This window comes from Neobacillus sp. K501, from assembly GCF_053749995.1.
The window spans coordinates 343,894-362,581 of sequence record NZ_JBSLYA010000001.1; the positions used below are offsets into that span (position 1 = coordinate 343,894).

An 18,688-nucleotide genomic window follows, 5' to 3' on the forward strand; every position below is an offset into this window, starting at 1 on the left:
AAAATTGTCACAAATAAAAAGTGTTTTTCCAATAAAATCTGCTATAATTTATCATTAACCTTATTTTAAGTGTATATTTATGGTAATAAATTCAATAGAATCAAAAAAAGAGCCGGAGGGTGGCTCTTTTTTGAATTGTGCGTCAATTGACTTCTTCATTCGTTTTTGTTTGTAAAACCGCTCTTGGCTTACTACCTTCATAGGCACCAACGATTCCGCGTGCCTCCATTTCATCAATTAATCGAGCGGCTCTCGTATAACCAATTCTAAACCTGCGCTGTAACATCGAAACAGAAGCTGTTTGCATTTCAATAACTAAATCAACCGCTTCAGTATAAAGGTCATCATCCACTTCCCCCATCGCTTCAGGGGTATCATCCGGAATCATTTCCTCTTGATATTGTGCTTTTTGCTGGCCAATTACAAAATTAACGGTATCCTCTACTTCACTGTCAGATAAAAAGGCACCTTGAACTCGTACAGGCTTTGAAGCTCCAACAGGTAAGAATAACATATCTCCCCGTCCAAGTAGTTTTTCTGCACCGCCCATGTCCAAGATCGTTCGTGAATCCGTCGCACTAGAAACGGCAAAGGCTATTCTTGACGGTATATTAGCCTTGATTACCCCTGTAATGACATCTACAGACGGCCGCTGTGTGGCGATGATTAAGTGAATTCCAGCAGCACGTGCCATTTGTGCAAGTCTAGTGATTGAATCCTCAACATCCGATGAGGCGACCATCATTAAGTCCGCTAACTCGTCGACAATGACGACAATGTATGGCAATAGTGGCTGTTTATCATTTTCCTCGATATTATGCCTTTTAATATGATCATTGTAGCCTTCGATATTACGAGTTCCCGTAAAGGAGAATAATTCATAACGACGTTCCATTTCACTAACTACCTTTTTTAATGCCTGCGATGCTTTTTTAGCATCAGTCACAACAGGTGCTAGTAGATGTGGCACACCATTATAAACATTTAACTCTACCATCTTCGGATCAATCATCATTAATTTAACCTCATGTGGCTTTGCACGCATTAATATACTGGTGATGATTCCATTGATACAGACACTCTTACCACTTCCAGTTGATCCGGCAACAAGTAAATGCGGCATTTTGTTTAATTCGGCAAGTACCGCCTCACCTGTAATGTCTCTACCTAAACCGATGAGAAGTTTTGCATCGGGCTTATTATTTTGAGTTGCTTCCAAGACTTCTCTTAGTGAAACGACTGCTACTTCAGAATTAGGCACCTCAATACCGATAGCTGATTTTCCTGGGATTGGTGCCTCGATGCGAATATCTTTAGCCGCAAGAGCTAAGGCTAAATCATCACTCAAGCTGACAATCTTACTTACTTTAACCCCAACATCAGGATGAACTTCATACTTAGTAACGGCAGGACCGAGATGCACCTGGGTAACACGCGCTTTCACACCAAAGCTTTGGAAAGTCCGTTCAAGTTTAGCTGCATTCGCATGGATTAATTCATATTCACCACTCTGGTCTGTTTGTTTCGGCAGCCTTAATAGCTTTAGCGGTGGAAGTTCGTAAGCGACATTCTCTACTTCTGTAAAGGTTATAGGCGGAGTATGGTCCTCTTCATCATTCTGCTCATTTCGCTTTTCCTTAGACTCTTCCCTTTTCCGCTTCGGTTTCTGAGTTTCATCTTGATAAGCGCGATCCGCAAAGCTTGAAATAATTGGTTCAGGAGCCGGAGTCGCTGCTTCTTCCTGAAGAGCTTGTTGCGAAACCAATATTTCAGGAGCCTGATTGGTAGAACGATTTTCACGTGCCTGCTCTTGCTGGGTTCTTCTCTCTTCTCTACGTTCTTGTTGTTTTTGTTTCCACTCTGCTACATCAGATTTAAAGGCACCCCATTGGTTTTTGGAAAAACCACCAACAGAGACGCCAATTTTCGCGATAAAATCACCAAAAGATCGTCCAGTAATCAAAATAAATCCAATCAGTATAAAAATAAATGCGATAATTTTAGTACCGGTTTCAGCAAATAGATAATGGAACATAGCAAATAGAACTGCACCGATCATTCCTCCACCAAGATCAATCGTGCTCGTTTCACCGCGAACTTCCATCATAAAGATTTCCCATGTATTACTTATTACACTGGGATCTTTGAATTGTCCATTATTTGAAAGTAAGCGAAAAAGTGTTACATGGCTTAAGAGAAGAATAGCTGAAATAATAAAATAACAACCTGTTAATTTAATATGAAAGAAAAAAGGGATGGTTCTCTTCCACATTAAATAAATACTTAAAATTAGAAGTCCAATTAAACTGAGCATGTACCATTCTCCCATCCAAAAGCGGAAAAATAATACCGTCACTCCACCAACGGCTCCTAACTTTGCCATCGAGATAATAGAAAGAGCTAATAGCGCTAGAGCGGTTAATTCATATTGAATGGTTTGTTTTAAATGATTATCTCTCTTTTTGGGAGTTCTTCTCTTTCGTTTTGCCATTTGATCACCTAGCCAATAAAATGTAGTACTATCATTGTCAAATACTCGCCATTACAAACCCTACAAGGTCTAAAGGCAAACAATAATAGGGAGAAAAGGAAGAAAGCAGCCTGAATGGCTGCTTCTATCTTTATAACCTGATTATACCATATTATTCGCTTAGAATGAGGACAATCCACTAATATCAGCATAAGAAATTTTTGTTCCAGGACAAAATCTGCCATCGAGAAAATGTTGAGGATCACTGCTTAGAACTCGAATTACTTGTACATTTTGCTGATCAATATGCTCCACTATTAAGGAAACCCCCTGATAGGAAACAATCTGCTGGTTGATCATCGACTCATTTTCAGATGGGAATATAAGTTCCTGTGGCATCATCGTATATAAAATCATTGAATCAGCCCCTCGGTATTTTCCTTTGATTGGTCAATTAATTCATTTAATTTTTTCATTGCTGGCCCCAAGCCGCCAACTTCATCCATTAAACCATATTGAACGGCATCCGCACCAATAACGTTAGTCCCTATGTCACGTGTTAAATTTCCTTTAGCAAACATTAAATCCTTAAATTTCTCTTCCGTAATTTTCGAGTGCTTTGTAACAAAATTGACCACTCTCTCCTGCATCTTGTCGAGGTATTCAAAGGTTTGCGGAACCCCAATCACCAGTCCAGTTAATCGAATTGGATGTATGGTCATTGTTGCCGTTTCTGCGATAAAGGAATAATTACAAGATACCGCAATCGGTACGCCAATAGAATGACCTCCTCCTAATACAATGGATACAGTTGGCTTTGATAGCGTGGCAAGCATTTCTGAAATGGCAAGTCCTGCCTCAACATCGCCTCCAACTGTATTTAATATAATTAAAACTCCTTCTATTTTTGGATTTTGTTCAATCGCTACTAGTTGCGGGATGATATGTTCATATTTTGTTGTTTTATTCTGCGGAGGCAGGGCTAAGTGCCCCTCAATTTGTCCGATAATGGTTAAACAATGAATTCTTGAATCTGGGGTCAGCTGTGGCACATTTGTTTGCCCAAGCTGCTGAATCTTTTCCATTAACGGGGAAGTCGGCTTTTCCTCTTTTGGAGGCTCTTGACCTTCCTGATTTCCAGATTCACTTTTTTGTAAATCCCTATTCATGATAAGTCTCCCTTCACGCATGATAATTCTAGTATTGACCTTGATGCTATTTTCATTCTTTTAGATTTGATTTCATAATTAAAGTTTTGCTTACTTTACTCCACACAGAAAAGACATTGGGGGGATCCCAATGCCTTTTGATATTGTGATTATATTTCCATGATGATTGGTAGTATCATCGGTCTTCGTTTTGTTTTTTCAAATAAAAATTTGTTTAGATCATCTCTAATGTCTTGTTTTAGGCTTGCCCATTCAAAAGTTTCTTTCGCGATGTTTCTTTCGACGATATCTCTGACTAATTTCGTTGAATCGTCCATTAATTTTTCAGATTCCCGAACATAGACAAATCCTCGAGAAATGATTTCTGGACCTGCCGCAATTCTTTTCTCCTGGCGGGTTAATGTTACAACAACAATTAAAATACCATCCTGGGATAAGAGTTTCCGATCCCGGAGTACAATATTACCAACATCACCAACACCAATTCCATCAATTAAAACATTTCCAGAAGGAACCTTTCCACTGATAGAAACTGCTCCGTCCTTCCATTCGACAACATCCCCGCGGTCTGGAATGAGGATATTTCCATCCGCAACACCACATTCAATTGCCAGTTTTCGATGAGCTTTTAACATTCGATATTCTCCGTGTACAGGTATAAAGAACGTAGGCTTCATCAAATTTATCATAAACTTCAGTTCTTCTTGGCTTCCATGACTGGAGACATGGATGGTTCTTTTTCCCGAAACAACATTGGCTCCTGCTCGGAATAGCATATCAATCGTTTTGTAGATTAATACTTCACTACCTCTCAGTGGTGAAGCGGCAATTAATACAGTATCACCCCGTTGGATGTTGACAGGCTTTGCTGTTTGCTTTGCCATTTTCTGAAGAACTTCAATCGGTTCTCCTTGGCTGCCAGTCACCAATAAAACGATCTCCCGGTCTTCAAATTCGTTTATCTCACTTATAGGAATAATTAAATCTTCTGCTACTTCTAAATATCCTAAATCAAGAGCAATATGATAAATCCTTTCAAGGCTTTTACCAACTACAGCAACTTTGCGGCGATTATCTCGCGCTGCATCAAAAATGTGCTGAATTCGGTTTATATCCGATGCGAAACAAGCTGCGATGATTCTTCCTGGTGCATTGTAAAACGCATTCGATAATTCTCTCTCAACGATGGCCTCAGAGGTCGTGTATCCCGGCTTTTCTGCCTCAGTACTATCTGATAGCAAGCACAATACGCCGTTTTCACCGATTGCTGCCATCTTTCCGATTTCTGGTTTATAAAGCTTCGTGGCTGCTTGGTCAAATTTAAAATCCCCAGTGTAAACAATGCCACCCTCGGATGTATGAATACATATCCCCACTGAATCAGGAATACTGTGGTTAGTTCTAAAAAAACTTACTTCTACCGATTCCATATCAATGATAGAATTAGAATCCACCTCAATAAAATTAGGCTTTCCGCTAAAGTCCTGCTCTTTCAGTTTGGCATTTGCTAGGGCCAGAGTTAACTTTGTTCCATATACAGGTACATTTATTTGGCGCAATAGATAGGAAAGGGCACCAATATGATCTTCGTGACCATGAGTAAGGAAAACTGCTTTCAACCTATCTTTATTATCGGTTAAATATGTAATATCAGGAATAACAATATCGATGCCAAGCATTTCTTCCTCGGGGAACATTAACCCGGCATCAATAACAAAAATGTCATTGTCCACTTCAACAAGGTACATATTTTTCCCGATTTCTCCTATTCCACCAAGAGCGATAATCTTAATGGATTGATTTTTTCTGTGTCTCAATTTCCGTTTCCTCCTATGAAGTTGTCTGGTATAAATTCAGGCCGATCGAAATCAGTTATTTCCATTATACTTGATGGAAGAAAACCTTTACAACCAAATTTAGTTGTTAATTCCATTGATGGAATCAGACTTACCTGGGAGGTTCTTTATTATTTATAAAAAAGTAAAAAGCCAATCGACAATCGGGTCAATTGGCTTGAAGTGCTTTTATTTACCTAATATAAGTTTACTTAATACAGCCCGTTCTTGTTCATTTAATGGTACAAGCGGAAGCCTTAATGGTCCAACATCTAATCCTTTCATTTGTAAAGCCGTCTTTACAGGTGCTGGACTAGGTGCTGCGAATAATCCCAGCATAATCGGCAGGAGCTCTTGATGCAGTTTTGCCGCTCTCGCATTTTCTCCCTGGAAGAATGCTCTTACCATCTCCTGCATTTCATTGCCAATAACATGTGAGGCTACTGAGACTACCCCCACCCCACCTACCGCTAATACAGGGAGTGCAATTCCATCATCTCCGCTATAAAGGTGAAAATCCTCCGCGGTATTCGCTATGATTTGCGTCATTGCATTTATATCCCCGCTAGCTTCCTTCACAGCAACAATATTAGGGATTTTTGAAAGCTTAATGATTGTTTCAGGGAGAATATTTACCGATGCTCTCCCTGGTACATTATACAACATCACAGGAAGAGAGGTAGATTCAGCCACAGTTTTAAAATGCTGATATAAGCCTTCTTGGTTCGGTTTATTATAATAAGGCGCAACTACCATGATTCCATCTACACCAAGCTGCTCTGCCCTTTTTGTTAATTCTACTGATGCGTACGTATTGTTACTGCCGGTACCTGCGATTACTGGAATTCGCTTATTTACTACCTTTACAACATGATTAAATAAAGCCAGCTTTTCTTCCTTCGAAAGCGTTGGTGATTCTCCGGTAGTCCCAGCCACAACTAGTGAATCAGTTCCATTTTCAATCAAGTAATTAACTAATGAGTGGTCTTAGCAAAATCGATATGTCCTTTTTTATCAAAAGGCGTAACCATGGCAGTTGATACTCGCCCAAAATGAACCATTTTCTTACTCCTTTCACTACTAACAAATCCATATTCAGTATATCAAGTTAGGATAAAGGTTGAGGATAAAATTAATAATCATAAACCTTCGTATCTATTTCTTCTTCTAAACGAAAGGCATCATGCAGTGCATTCACTGATTTCACCAAATCGTCTTGTTTCACAAGCACCCAAATCGTTGTATGGCTATCAGCAGATTGCAAGATACGAATTCCGTTTTCTGACAGCGCCGTGACGATTTTAGAAGTTACTCCTGGTACACCCGCAATTCCTGCACCAACTACAGAGACCTTCGCACAATGCTTTTCAACAACAGGTTCATGTCCTAATTGTGATAACACTTCAATCGCCCGATTGGACATTTCATCTGTTACCGTATAAACGACACCATTTGGAGAAATATTGATAAAATCAACGCTTATTTTTTCATTTGCCATCGCCTTAAATACTTCTGCTTGTAAATTATATTGATCTTTCTTTGCGAAAACCTTGATTTGCGTAACGTTAGATACGTGTGCAATTCCAGTAACCGTTCTTTCGCGAATATCACTGCCTACCCTAGATTCTTTATGAATCGAAGTGACCAACGTACCAAGATTTTCAGAATAGGTTGAACGGATTCGAATCGGAATTTTCGCCTGCATCGCAATTTCCACTGCTCTAGGATGGATTACTTTCGCACCTTGATAAGCCATATTGCAAACCTCATTATATGTGACTACAGATAATGGTCTTGCATTTTCCGCAATGCGTGGGTCTGCTGTCATAATTCCTTCGACATCGGTAAAAATGTCAATCCAATCTGCATTCAGTGCTGCACCGAGCGCCGCAGCAGAGGTATCGCTGCCGCCTCGTCCAATTGTTGTTATGTCCCCGTTCTTTGCTGCACCTTGAAAACCAGCAACTACCACAACATCATTCGATTCTAGTTCCCGTAATAGACGATCACATTTCATTTCAATAATTTTTGCATTTGAATGGTCACTGTTTGTTCGGAATCCTGATTGGGCTCCCGTTAAAGCAGTTGCCTTTAATCCACTGTCTATCAACATGTTTGAAAATACAATACTAGAAATAATTTCGCCACAAGATAAAAGCATATCTTGTTCTCGTTTACTTACTTTACTTACATTTCCGCCTATTAATGAGAGTAGTGTATCGGTTGCATAAGGGTCGCCATTTCTCCCCATTGCTGATACAACTACTACCACCTTATATCCATCTGCAATGGCTTTTTTAATATGTGCCTTAGCATGCTTTCTACTTTCTTCATCCTTGACAGATGTTCCGCCAAATTTCTGTACAATAATTTTCATATGACAATTTAACCTGCCTCTTTGATGAAAACTTTTTTATTTATTCTTGATTAATCCTAACTTAACTAAGCTTTGTGCTATTTGAACTGAGTTCCACGCTGCACCTTTTAACAGGTTATCAGAAACGACCCACATGTGGAATCCACGGTTTTCATTCAGGTCATTACGAATCCTTCCAACAAAGACATCATTTTTCCCAACGCAGTCTGCAGGCATTGGATAAACCTGATTTTCAGGATCATCTTGTAAAACTACACCTGGGGAATCACTTAATAATCCCTTAAGTTCGTTTGCCTGAATGTCATCTGTTTCGATTTCAAAATAAACGGATTCAGAATGCCCAACGGCTACAGGCAATCTAACACAAGTAGCTGATACGTGTAAATCTGGCAAATGCATGATTTTTTTCGTTTCATTTATCATTTTCATTTCCTCAAATGTATAACCATTGTCCTGGAATTTATCGATTTGAGGAATCGCATTAAAAGCAATTTGATAATGGTTCTTGTCTGCTTTTACTGGTAAAACCTTAGGTTCTACTGGTTCTCCATTTAAAATGGCTTTCGTTTGTTCCTGCAATTCTTCGATGGCAACAGCACCTGCGCCTGATACTGCTTGATAAGTAGAGACAATCACTTTCTTTAAGCCATATTTTTTTCGAATGGGTTCTAATGCAACCACCATTTGAATGGTCGAACAATTTGGGTTGGCAATAATACCATTATGATTGTGAAGGTCCTCTTCATTTACTTCAGGCACAACTAAAGGAATTTCTGGATCCATACGGAAAGCACTTGTATTGTCCACAACAATTGCCCCACGTTTTACGGCCTCTGGAGCAAGCTCTTTAGAGATATTTCCGCCCGCACTAAATAAAGCGATGTCGACTCCTTCAAAGCTCTCAGGCTTTGCTTCTTGAATCGTATGCAATGTTCCATTAACTTCAACTTCCTTCCCTGCGGAACGGGCTGAAGATAATAAAGTTAATTGACTAATAGGGAATTTTTCTTTCACTAATGTTTGAATCATTTGTTGCCCAACCGCACCTGTTGCCCCTACAACAGCAACGTGAAAACCATTTTGTTGACTCATTTCATGGACTCCTCTCAATCTTTCAGCAAAATTTATTAGTCATTTCTGGTTCTATGGAAGATAGAATCAGAAAAGGCTTGTTAATATAAGAATACTCATCAGCGGGACAAAGGTTCCCACTGATGATTGAATTATAAATATATTAACATATTCTACAAAAGAAATAACCATTTTTGACATGAAAGGAGATTGAATTAGTCGAGATCCTTGTATCTTTCCACTAACACTGGCTGTAGCTGCCTGCCCTCAATCGCTGCTTCCACCGTTTCCATCAGCATCGTCATCCGTGCCACCATGGAATTTGGCTTTTTCACAGGATCATCTTGGCCATAAGGAATAAAATATATATTTTTTGTGGCCATTAATCTCATTAAATTAACTCCATTTAAGCCTAAGGCGTCATTCGTAGAGATTCCGAGGACAACCGGTTTTAAATTCCTTAAGGTTGCCTTCGCAGCCATTAATACTGGACTATCATTCATAGCATTAGCAAATTTACTCATCGACACACCTGTTAAGGGGGCAATAACCATACAATCCAACGGAATTTTTGGTCCTAACGGTTCTGCTTTTACAATGGAATCTATCACTTTATTCCCTGTTAAGTCTTCAATTCGTTGGATCCAGTCCTCCCCTTTACCAAAGCGGGTATCCGTGTTTTTTACTGTAAAGGTAACGACTGGGATGACTTCCGCACCTGCATGAACCAACTTTTCAATTTCGGGAAACACTGCATCATAAGTACAATGAGATCCCGTTAATCCAAACCCAATTTTTTTACCTTTTAAACTCATTTTGCTTTCCCCTTTCGCTTTCCTAAGTCATCTTGAAGCAATTGGGCCAAAGTGTTCGCTAGTATTTGACCAGCTGTTTTTGGCGCAACAATCCCGGGTAATCCTGGCGCAAGCAGGGCTTTTATTCCCCTTTTTTCCGCGTATCGAAAGTCAGTTCCGCCGGGCTTTGAGGCAAGGTCAATAATGAGGGTATGGGCAGGAAGTTTGGAAATAACTGATGCTGTAACGATTAATAACGGGATTGTATTGATGACAATATCGGAATCTCGAACTTCCTTTTCGATATTATTTAGATGAAAAGGTGTTAACCCCATTTCAGTAATTCTTGCCAGGTGTTCCGTTTTTCTTGCTCCAACCTTTATTTTTGCACCGAGAGCATGGAACGTTCTTGCTACACTCATCCCTACTCTTCCTAATCCTAATACCGCAATATTTGAACCATGAATGGTGAAATCCGTGTGCTGGATTGCCATCATGATGGTCCCTTCTACAGTAGGTATAGAATTATAAATTGCTACATCATCCCTCTCAAAAAGCTGAACAAGATGACGTTTAGCCTCATTAGTAATTCCGCTTAAATAGGAATTACTGATACCAGAATATATCGTACAATGCTCTGGTGTTTTCATTAACATATCACTTGTCAAAATAACCTTCTCATTCGAAAAGATAGTCTCAACCTGTCCTTCTAAATTTGTACCGGGAACCGGTAAGATTAAAGCATCCATATTTGAAAAATCGACTTCATCCAACTTTTCTTTAACAGCACCTGTGAAGGCGTGGTCAAGCTGTTCGAAGCCGATTAAAGATAGTCTGGCATCTAACTCAGTTAATTTCCTTATTATTTCCAGCTGTCTAGCATCTCCGCCAATCACTGCTATCTGCATCCCTGTTAGCATGAAATCATTCACCTTCTTTTCAACAAAATCCAAGCAGGAATTCTTATCTCTTATCACTTCAACATCTTATGTAAGTGACATTCATTCTGTGAGTTTTCCATGAATGATTCAATAAAAAAGCCCAAGCAAAAATGAATTTTGCTTGGGCTTTTATCAATTTTATTTAATTTCTGTTTATTCTTCTTCCGGTACATCGATTATGATCATGTCATTACCTATCTTTTTAATATGCTGCCAAGGAACCCTAATTTCTTCCCCGAGTTTCTTAAATCCAAACCATTTAACAGTGGGAATGAGCAGTGCTTGAATTTGACCAGTTCCTTCATTAATTTCAAGATCTGTTTGACCGAGGACGCCGAGACGCTCTGCCTTCTTCACATCTACAATCTCTTTGCCACTTAATTCACTTAACCGCATAAAAAACGAACTCCTCTCATTACTCATTTATATAAGTTTATCGAGAGTAGTCCTAAAATAGACATAAAAAAACAGTTCGGAAACGAACTGTTCTTTCTTTACTATAACCCCTTTGGAAGCTCTCCATCAGGACTTATTAAGGAAACAGAATAGTTATCAGTAAACACTGTTCTTGCCATATTATCAACACCTAGTTTGGAAACTTGGTCAATTTGTTCGATAATTTCATCCAATGAACGATGGCGCTTTAGAAGTAGCTCGTTTTTTCCGTTACGGCTCATACGGCTATTTGTACTTTCCAAACTTAACATTAAGCTTCCTTTTAACTGTTCTTTACTATTCTTTAATTCTTTATCCGTAATGCCATCCCGCTTTAAGGTGTTAAGTGTCTCTTGGATGGTTTCAAATAAAACATCAAGTTGCTTTGCACCCGTACCGCCATAAACGGTTACGACTCCATTATCTTGATAAGCAGAGTGGTATGAGAAGACAGAATAAGCTAAACCTCTTTGTTCCCGAACTTCTTGGAATAACCTGCTGCTCATACTCCCGCCTAAGATGTTATTTAAAATAATCAAGCTGTAGACGTCTTCATGACCAACCTTTAATCCTTCAAAACCAATGCATAGATGAGCTTGCTCGGTTTCTTTCTTTCGCGTTAGACGATTAGCGTGAAAAACAGGAATGGTTTCTTCTTCGCCACTATTTCCGCCCTCATAGGATCCAAAATACTTTTCTACCTCTTGAATAAACTTTTCCGTCACATTGCCCGCAATTGAGATTACTACATTTTCAGGGGTATAGCGGTTATGGATGTATTCTTTCAGTGAGGCGCCGCTAAAAGTATTTAATGTTTCTTCTGTTCCTAGTATCGGGTAACCAAGTGGATGGTCTCCATAAATCGCTCTGCTTAATAAATCATGAACAATATCATCTGGAGTATCCTCATACATTTTGATTTCTTCCAAGACAACATTTTTTTCCTTTTTCAATTCTTCTTCATCAAAAGTTGAATTAAAGAACATATCGGCTAAAACATCTAAAGCAAACTGTGCATGAGTATCGAGAACTTTTGCATAGTAGCAAGTATATTCCTTAGAAGTAAACGCATTTACTTGACCGCCAATACTGTCAAACGATTCTGCAATTTCTTTTGCTGTTCGTGTGGAAGTTCCCTTGAAAAACATATGCTCTAAGAAATGGGAAATCCCATTTGTTTGCGGATTTTCATGTCTTGAACCAGTTCCAATCCACACACCAATCGCAACAGACCTTACAGTTGGGATATTTTCTAGTACGATTCTTACTCCATTTTTACAAGTGTATTTATTAATCATCAAAATCCTCCTTATCTAGAAAAGCGGAAGGTGCCTGCTTATCAGCTTATGCCTCGAGCCGATGGCGCCTGGAGCTAGACAATTCTCAAAGTGGTATTATCCTACACTTCTTAAAATAGAAGACGGAAGCTACTTTAAAATTCGTTCTTCGTCCATTAGCTCAGTTACAGTACCGATTTTAAGATCCTTTTCTTTCATTTGTGTAATTAAGCGATCCAACGATTTCGCAGTTGATTCAGTTGGATGCATTAATACCATTGCACCATTGTCAATCTTTTTCATTACCCGATTGATTAATACATCCGGAGTTGGTTTTTGCCAATCGATTGTATCAACAGTCCACATAATGGTTTTCATATTAAATTCAGCTGCTATTTTTACCGTTTCATCACGATATCCACCGCTGGGTGGGGCAAATAGAACACATTTTACGCCGGTGGCTGCTTCGATGACTTCATTTGTTTTAAGTAATTGTTCCCTCGTTTGTGCTGCAGATAAGTTTTCCATCTTCGGATGGGAATAGGAATGGTTGCCAACTTCATGTCCTGCACTTACGATCATTTTGGCCAAATCCGGATTATTTTTAACCCAGTTACCTTCTAGAAAAAAACTAGTTGAAACTTGATGCCTTTTTAAAGTAGCAAGGATCTCCGATAAGTATTCATTCCCCCAAGCCACATTAATAATGAAGCTAACCATCGGTTTATCGGGATGTCCACGATAAATAGGGGTCGGAGGAAGATTGTTAAGATGGACTTTCGGTTTAGTTTGTGTAAATATCAGTTTTTTTTCATCAAAATGGCCGTTTTTTTTCATATTTTTAAAAGATGCTTCTACATCAACCATACGTCCATTATAGCCAGGGATGGCTTTCCACACTCTGTCGATTTTCGCATCGGAAGCGGGGATATTGTATGTAGGTGCATTTTTAATGATGGTTTGGTAAAGCGGATCCTCTTGTTTGCCCGCAGGCAAGGCATTTTCCTGAAGAGAAGCCACATATGTATTAACAACTGGATTATTTACAGAAATCCATGCAATCACAAATAAAATTACAATTAAACTTAACTTTTTCATCTACTATGCCCCCTTCCATATAGATTATGTATGGTGGGGACAAGGTAGAACTAAGCATTAACATGGAAAAAGTCAGGGTTACCCCTGACCTTCCTATGTCTCATCGGCTCATCGAGACGAGAGGTTACCCTTATTGCTGTTGCTGTTCTGCCTTTTCACGTTGTTCTTTTAACACTACCTTACGTGAAAGGTTCACACGACCTTGTTTATCAATTTCGGTTACTTTAACGAGAATTTCATCACCTATTGCAAGGACATCTTCGACTTTACCAACACGTTCTTCTGCCAATTCAGAAATATGAACTAGTCCATCTTTTCCAGCAAAAATTTCTACGAAGGCACCGAATTTCTCAATTCGTTTCACCTTACCAAGATACATTTGGCCTACTTCAACCTCACGGACAATATCTTCGATAATTTTCTTCGCTTTTTGATTCATTTCCTGATTAGCTGAAGCAATAAAGATCGTACCATCCTGTTCAATATCAATCTTTACGCCAGTCTCTTCAATAATCTTATTGATTTGTTTACCGCTTGGCCCAATAACATCACGGATTTTATCTGGATTTATGTTCATTGTTAAGATTTTTGGTGCAAATTGAGATAGTTCTTCTCTTGGTTCAGAAATTGTAGCCAGCATGGAATCTAGAATATGCATTCTACCCACTTTTGCCTGTTGAAGCGCTTCTTCTAAAATTTCACGAGATAGACCATCAATCTTGATATCCATTTGTAATGCCGTTACACCTTTTGCTGTACCTGCCACTTTAAAATCCATATCTCCTAGATGGTCTTCCATCCCTTGGATATCACTTAAAACGGTGTAATGTTCACCCGATTTAACAAGTCCCATAGCAATACCTGCAACAGGTGCTTTAATTGGAACACCAGCATCCATCATCGCTAGCGTACTTCCGCAAATACTTGCTTGTGAAGTAGAACCATTCGATTCAAGCACCTCAGAAACGACACGGATGGTATATGGGAAATCTTTTTCATTAGGAATAATTGGCTCAAGTGCTCTTTCACCTAGTGCACCATGACCAATTTCCCTGCGGCCTGGTCCACGAATTGGTCCTGTTTCCCCAACACTGAAGGATGGGAAATTATAATGGTGCATGAAGCGTTTTTCTTCTTCAATTCCCAGACCATCGAGAATTTGAACATCACCCATTGCTCCCAGTGTACAAATACTTAATGCCTGAGTTTGTCCACGTGTAAACAGACCTGATCCATGAGTTCGCGGTAAAATACCTACCTGAGAGGATAATGGACGGATCTCATCGATTTTACGGCCATCTGGACGTACCTTCTCGACCGTAATTAAGCGGCGCACTTCGCCCTTTACAATCTTATCTAAAATTTGTTTCACTTGCTTTAGATCATCTTCTGTTGCTTCTTGCTCTTCATATTTTGAGATAACCTGATTTTTCACTTCTTTAATTGCATCCTCGCGAGCATGCTTTTCTTGTACTTGTATCGCTTTTACCATATCTGCTTCACAGATGTTTCTCACTTCTGCTTCAAGCTCTTTGTCGATTTCGTATAAGCTAATTTCTCGTTTTTCTTTGCCTACCTCAGCGACAATTTTTTCTTGAAATTCAATCAATCGTTTGATTTCATTATGACCAAACATAATAGCTTCAAGCATTGTTTCCTCAGGAACCTCATTTGCGCCTGCCTCAACCATGTTAATGGCATCTTTTGTACCCGCTACTGTTAAATGAATATCGCTTTTTTCAGCTTGTTCAACAGTTGGGTTAATAACAAATTCACCTTCTACACGGCCAACAACAACCCCAGCAATAGGTCCTTCAAATGGAATATCAGAAGTGCATATTGCTAATGAAGACCCAAACATTGCAGCCATTTCAGATGAACAATCTTGGTCAACACTCATTACAATACTGATCACTTGGACATCATTACGGAATCCATCTGCAAAAAGCGGACGAATCGGACGGTCAATTAGACGACTAGCCAAAATCGCTTTTTCACTTGGACGGCCTTCGCGTTTAATGAATCCCCCTGGAATTTTACCAACTGCATATAATCTTTCCTCGTAATTAACCGTTAAAGGAAAGAAGTCCAGATTTTTAGGTTCTTTTGATGCTGTAGCAGTACTTAAAACTGCCGTATCACCATAACGGACTAATACTGCTCCATTTGCTTGTTTAGCCAGCTGGCCAATTTCGACAGACAGCTTGCGGCCAGCCCATTCCATGGAATATTCATGTTTCGTTTGTTCCATATTTTTACCTCTCTCTCTAAATCACTTTGGAGGATAATGCGAAAGTTAATCGCTTTTATCATCTAATATAAAAAAAGCCTGTTAAGCTTATGTTATCAAAATAAATATACTAATAGTATGTACAATTTTTCATGACTTTAATATGTATCATTATATTTTAAACCTAACAAAAAAGCGGGAAAACTCCCGCTTTCTTTTGAATTATCGACGAAGACCAAGCTTATTGATTAACTCACGGTAACGTTGTACATCTGCGTTACGTAGGTAAGTTAAAAGATTACGACGCTTACCAACCATTTTCAACAGACCGCGACGTGAGTGGTGGTCCTTTTTGTGAGTACGTAAGTGCTCATTCAAATTGTTGATTGATTCAGTAAGGACAGCGATTTGAACTTCTGCAGATCCAGTGTCGTTGTCATGAGTTTTATACTCAGCGATAAGTTCATTTTTACGCTCTTGAGTGATTGCCATCCTATTCACCTCCTAAATTTACTATCCCCTGTTACTGAGCAAGCGTCGGTGACTCGACTTGCCAAGCAAAGGTTATTAATACGTTAATAAGAATACAACTTTTCCTGGCAAAAAGCAAGTTAAAACCTGAATAAAGACTAGTTTTCACAATTATTAGTTATAAGTTTGTCGATTTGTTCAAAGTAATGGATGGCATTTTGCTTATCCTGCTCAATTTGAGCTACCAGTTCTGTAATCCCTGAAAACTTTTGTTCTTTTCTGAGATACTGATGCCACTCAATAATTACTTCTTCCCCATAAATATCCTCATCAAAATGGAATATATGCACTTCGACAGAAATCCTTAACGTTTCCTTATTAAAGGTTGGTTTGTACCCGACATTACAAACCCCATGATACCACTTGTTAAGGATTTTGATTTTTACCGCATAAACACCAAGGGGTGGCAGGATATAGTCATCATTTGCCTCAACATTTGCAGTCGGAAAACCGATTGTTCGGCCGCGTTTATCTCCATCAACGACAATCCCGGAAGTAGTATAATATCTTCCCAATAGCTCAGGAAGTTCGGCAGTTCGTCCTTCCTTTAGAAATTGTCGAATCCGCGTTGAACTTACCTTTTCATTTCCAGTAGAAAATTTATCAACGATTGAAATTGAAAATTGCTCCCTAGAATGAAAAGGCAATACTTCCATTGTCCCTTTACCCATCCGCCCATACGTATAATCAAAGCCAGCCACTACATGTTTTACGTTTAAGCCAATAACGAATTGATCAATAAACTCTTGTGGCAGCAGGTTGGCAAAATCCCTCGAGAAGTTCACGATAAAAAGATAATCAATGCCCATATCTTCGATAATTTTAATTTTTTCAACTAATGGAGTGATATATTGAATGTGCTTCTCATTTTTACCTAGAACAACAGAAGGATGAGGATCAAAGGTCATAACTGCAGAAAAAAGACCCTTGCTCACTGCTTGCAATTTTGCTTCAGTAATAACCTTTTGATGACCTAAGTGCACTCCATCAAAATATCCAAGCGCCATTGAAAGTGGCGGGAATTGCTTTACATCTATAGTTAGTGGAAAATTAAGCTTAATTACTTCCAAGTAAAACTCACCTTTTCTAGACCGTTCCTTATTCTTGATCATTTCTTAACACTTTAACTGGCTTAAGAAGACCAGGCTTACTTGGGTGTTTGGCGTAAATGGCAAGTGCCTGCCCTTCCTCCGTTTCAGCGATAACAGGTCCGTCACTATTTTTTAAATGGTCTGGTATTTGCAAAAGTGCGCCATTTTTCACTTTCTCTGCTACTTTATCATTAATTACGTATTTCGGCAAATGAGAAAGAGCCATTTCTAACGGTCTTAATGCTTCAGAAATCGCACCAGATTCCATCATACTTTCAATTTGTTCAAAGGTTAAGCAGTCTTCAATCGTAAAAGCAGCCGATTTCACCCTTTTTAAACCTGACATATGTGCAGGGTAACCAAATTTTTCTCCTACCATCACCGCTAAGGTTCGGATATAGGTTCCTTTACTGCAGTCCACTCTAAATTTGAAAGAAATCGTATCTCCTGCAAACTCTTCTCTTTCATCCATTAATTCAATCGAATAAATCGTTACCTTTCTCGTTGGCCGCTCAACTTCAATCCCTTTCCGAGCATATTCATATAGCCGTTTTCCATTTACTTTAACTGCAGAAAACATTGGCGGGGTTTGTTCAATTTCACCTGTAAGGGATTGAAGCACTCGAAGAATTTCTTCTCTTGTTATAGTGCCCGTTACCTTTTTTGCAGCTACGACTTCACCCGAAGCGTCTTCGGTAGTAGTTGCAAAACCAATGGTCACTTCCCCTTCGTAGGTTTTTCCTGCATCTGTTATGTATTCAGCTACCTTCGTTGCTTTCCCGATACAAATCGGAAGAACACCCGTTACATCAGGGTCTAATGTACCGGTATGACCAACCTTTTTTGTTTTTAATATTTTCCTTAATTTAAAGACGCAATCATGCGACGTTAACCCGGCAGGTTTAAATAACGGCAGAATCCCTTCCACGTCAACCATCCCTTTCTATTATCAAAAAAAGGATAGACATTTGTCTATCCTTCTATTCTTCTTCATTTTTTTCCATTGGCTTTTCATCACTGCGATGCAATTGATGAAGGAGAGAGTTAATTCGGTTACCATACTCCATAGATTCATCCCATTCAAATAGGATTTCAGGTGTTTTGCGCAAGCGAATCCGGTGTCCAATTTCAGTACGAATGAAACCTTTCGCTTTTGCAAGACCTTTTAACGTGTTCTCTTTTTGTTCTTCATCACCAAGTACAGAAATGAAAACCTTTGCTTGTTGTAGATCTCCTGTTACTTGAACGTCTGTAACCGTCACAAAGCCGATCCGAGGATCTTTAATCTTTCGACCGATGATGTCACTTAGTTCTTTCTTCATTTGTTCTCCAACACGATTTGCTCTGTGGCTCATCACTTTCACCTCTT

16 protein-coding genes and 1 pseudogene are annotated in these 18,688 nt (G+C 39.1%); all 17 read right to left on the reverse strand.

Translation table 11 applies throughout. The features are described from left to right. Positions 1 to 142: 142 nt before the first annotated feature. Positions 143 to 2,491 carry a DNA translocase FtsK gene (locus ACWM35_RS01660; RefSeq protein ID WP_454814849.1) on the reverse strand — a complete coding sequence of 783 codons (2,349 nt, stop codon included), beginning with the start codon at positions 2,489 to 2,491 and terminating at the stop codon, positions 143 to 145. A 159-nt stretch (positions 2,492 to 2,650) separates the two neighbouring features. Next, positions 2,651 to 2,887 carry a YlzJ-like family protein gene (locus tag ACWM35_RS01665; protein WP_454814851.1) on the reverse strand — a complete coding sequence of 79 codons (237 nt, stop codon included), beginning with the start codon at positions 2,885 to 2,887 and terminating at the stop codon, positions 2,651 to 2,653. Further along, the gene (locus ACWM35_RS01670) at positions 2,884 to 3,639 is read right to left on the reverse strand and encodes a ClpP family protease (RefSeq protein WP_454814853.1); all 756 of its coding nucleotides are present in this window, start codon (positions 3,637 to 3,639) and stop codon (positions 2,884 to 2,886) included. Before ACWM35_RS01670 ends, ACWM35_RS01665 begins: the two co-directional genes overlap by 4 nt. A 149-nt stretch (positions 3,640 to 3,788) precedes the next feature. Continuing rightward, on the reverse strand, positions 3,789 to 5,456 hold the full coding sequence (locus tag ACWM35_RS01675) for a ribonuclease J (protein ID WP_454814855.1): 1,668 nt from the start codon (positions 5,454 to 5,456) through the stop codon (positions 3,789 to 3,791). Between the two features lie 207 nt (positions 5,457 to 5,663). Further along, positions 5,664 to 6,535: pseudogene (dapA, locus tag ACWM35_RS01680) on the reverse strand (4-hydroxy-tetrahydrodipicolinate synthase). A gap of 71 nt (positions 6,536 to 6,606) precedes the next feature. Then, a complete protein-coding gene (dapG, locus tag ACWM35_RS01685; protein WP_454814857.1) occupies positions 6,607 to 7,851 on the reverse strand; it encodes an aspartate kinase in 1,245 nt (414 codons plus the stop codon). A 36-nt stretch (positions 7,852 to 7,887) separates the two neighbouring features. Continuing rightward, on the reverse strand, positions 7,888 to 8,943 hold the full coding sequence (gene asd / locus ACWM35_RS01690; protein ID WP_454814859.1) for an aspartate-semialdehyde dehydrogenase: 1,056 nt from the start codon (positions 8,941 to 8,943) through the stop codon (positions 7,888 to 7,890). 194 nt (positions 8,944 to 9,137) lie between these two features. After that, entirely contained in the window at positions 9,138 to 9,737 is a 600-nt protein-coding gene (gene dpaB, locus ACWM35_RS01695) for a dipicolinate synthase subunit B (protein ID WP_454814861.1), read from the reverse strand. Beyond that, positions 9,734 to 10,636 carry a dipicolinic acid synthetase subunit A gene (dpaA, locus tag ACWM35_RS01700; protein ID WP_454814862.1) on the reverse strand — a complete coding sequence of 301 codons (903 nt, stop codon included), beginning with the start codon at positions 10,634 to 10,636 and terminating at the stop codon, positions 9,734 to 9,736. Before dpaA ends, dpaB begins: the two co-directional genes overlap by 4 nt. Positions 10,637 to 10,810: 174 nt before the next feature. Beyond that, a complete protein-coding gene (locus ACWM35_RS01705; protein WP_454814864.1) occupies positions 10,811 to 11,053 on the reverse strand; it encodes a YlmC/YmxH family sporulation protein in 243 nt (80 codons plus the stop codon). Positions 11,054 to 11,154: 101 nt separating this feature from the next. Beyond that, entirely contained in the window at positions 11,155 to 12,390 is a 1,236-nt protein-coding gene (locus ACWM35_RS01710) for a M16 family metallopeptidase (protein WP_454814866.1), read from the reverse strand. 129 nt (positions 12,391 to 12,519) lie between these two features. Continuing rightward, complete coding sequence (locus tag ACWM35_RS01715; protein WP_454814868.1) at positions 12,520 to 13,467, reverse strand: polysaccharide deacetylase family protein; 948 nt, start codon at positions 13,465 to 13,467, stop codon at positions 12,520 to 12,522. A 130-nt stretch (positions 13,468 to 13,597) separates the two neighbouring features. Beyond that, the gene (pnp, locus tag ACWM35_RS01720) at positions 13,598 to 15,718 is read right to left on the reverse strand and encodes a polyribonucleotide nucleotidyltransferase (protein ID WP_454814870.1); all 2,121 of its coding nucleotides are present in this window, start codon (positions 15,716 to 15,718) and stop codon (positions 13,598 to 13,600) included. 201 nt (positions 15,719 to 15,919) lie between these two features. Then, positions 15,920 to 16,189, reverse strand: coding sequence for a 30S ribosomal protein S15 (gene rpsO, locus ACWM35_RS01725; RefSeq protein ID WP_454814872.1), 270 nt, complete (start codon positions 16,187 to 16,189; stop codon positions 15,920 to 15,922). 137 nt (positions 16,190 to 16,326) lie between these two features. After that, positions 16,327 to 17,298: a bifunctional riboflavin kinase/FAD synthetase gene (gene ribF, locus ACWM35_RS01730; protein WP_454814874.1), complete on the reverse strand. Its 972-nt coding sequence runs from the start codon at positions 17,296 to 17,298 to the stop codon at positions 16,327 to 16,329. 28 nt (positions 17,299 to 17,326) lie between these two features. Further along, the gene (truB, locus tag ACWM35_RS01735) at positions 17,327 to 18,247 is read right to left on the reverse strand and encodes a tRNA pseudouridine(55) synthase TruB (protein WP_454814876.1); all 921 of its coding nucleotides are present in this window, start codon (positions 18,245 to 18,247) and stop codon (positions 17,327 to 17,329) included. Positions 18,248 to 18,299: 52 nt separating this feature from the next. Further along, the gene (gene rbfA, locus ACWM35_RS01740) at positions 18,300 to 18,674 is read right to left on the reverse strand and encodes a 30S ribosome-binding factor RbfA (protein ID WP_454814878.1); all 375 of its coding nucleotides are present in this window, start codon (positions 18,672 to 18,674) and stop codon (positions 18,300 to 18,302) included. Between the last annotated feature and the right edge of the window lie 14 nt (positions 18,675 to 18,688).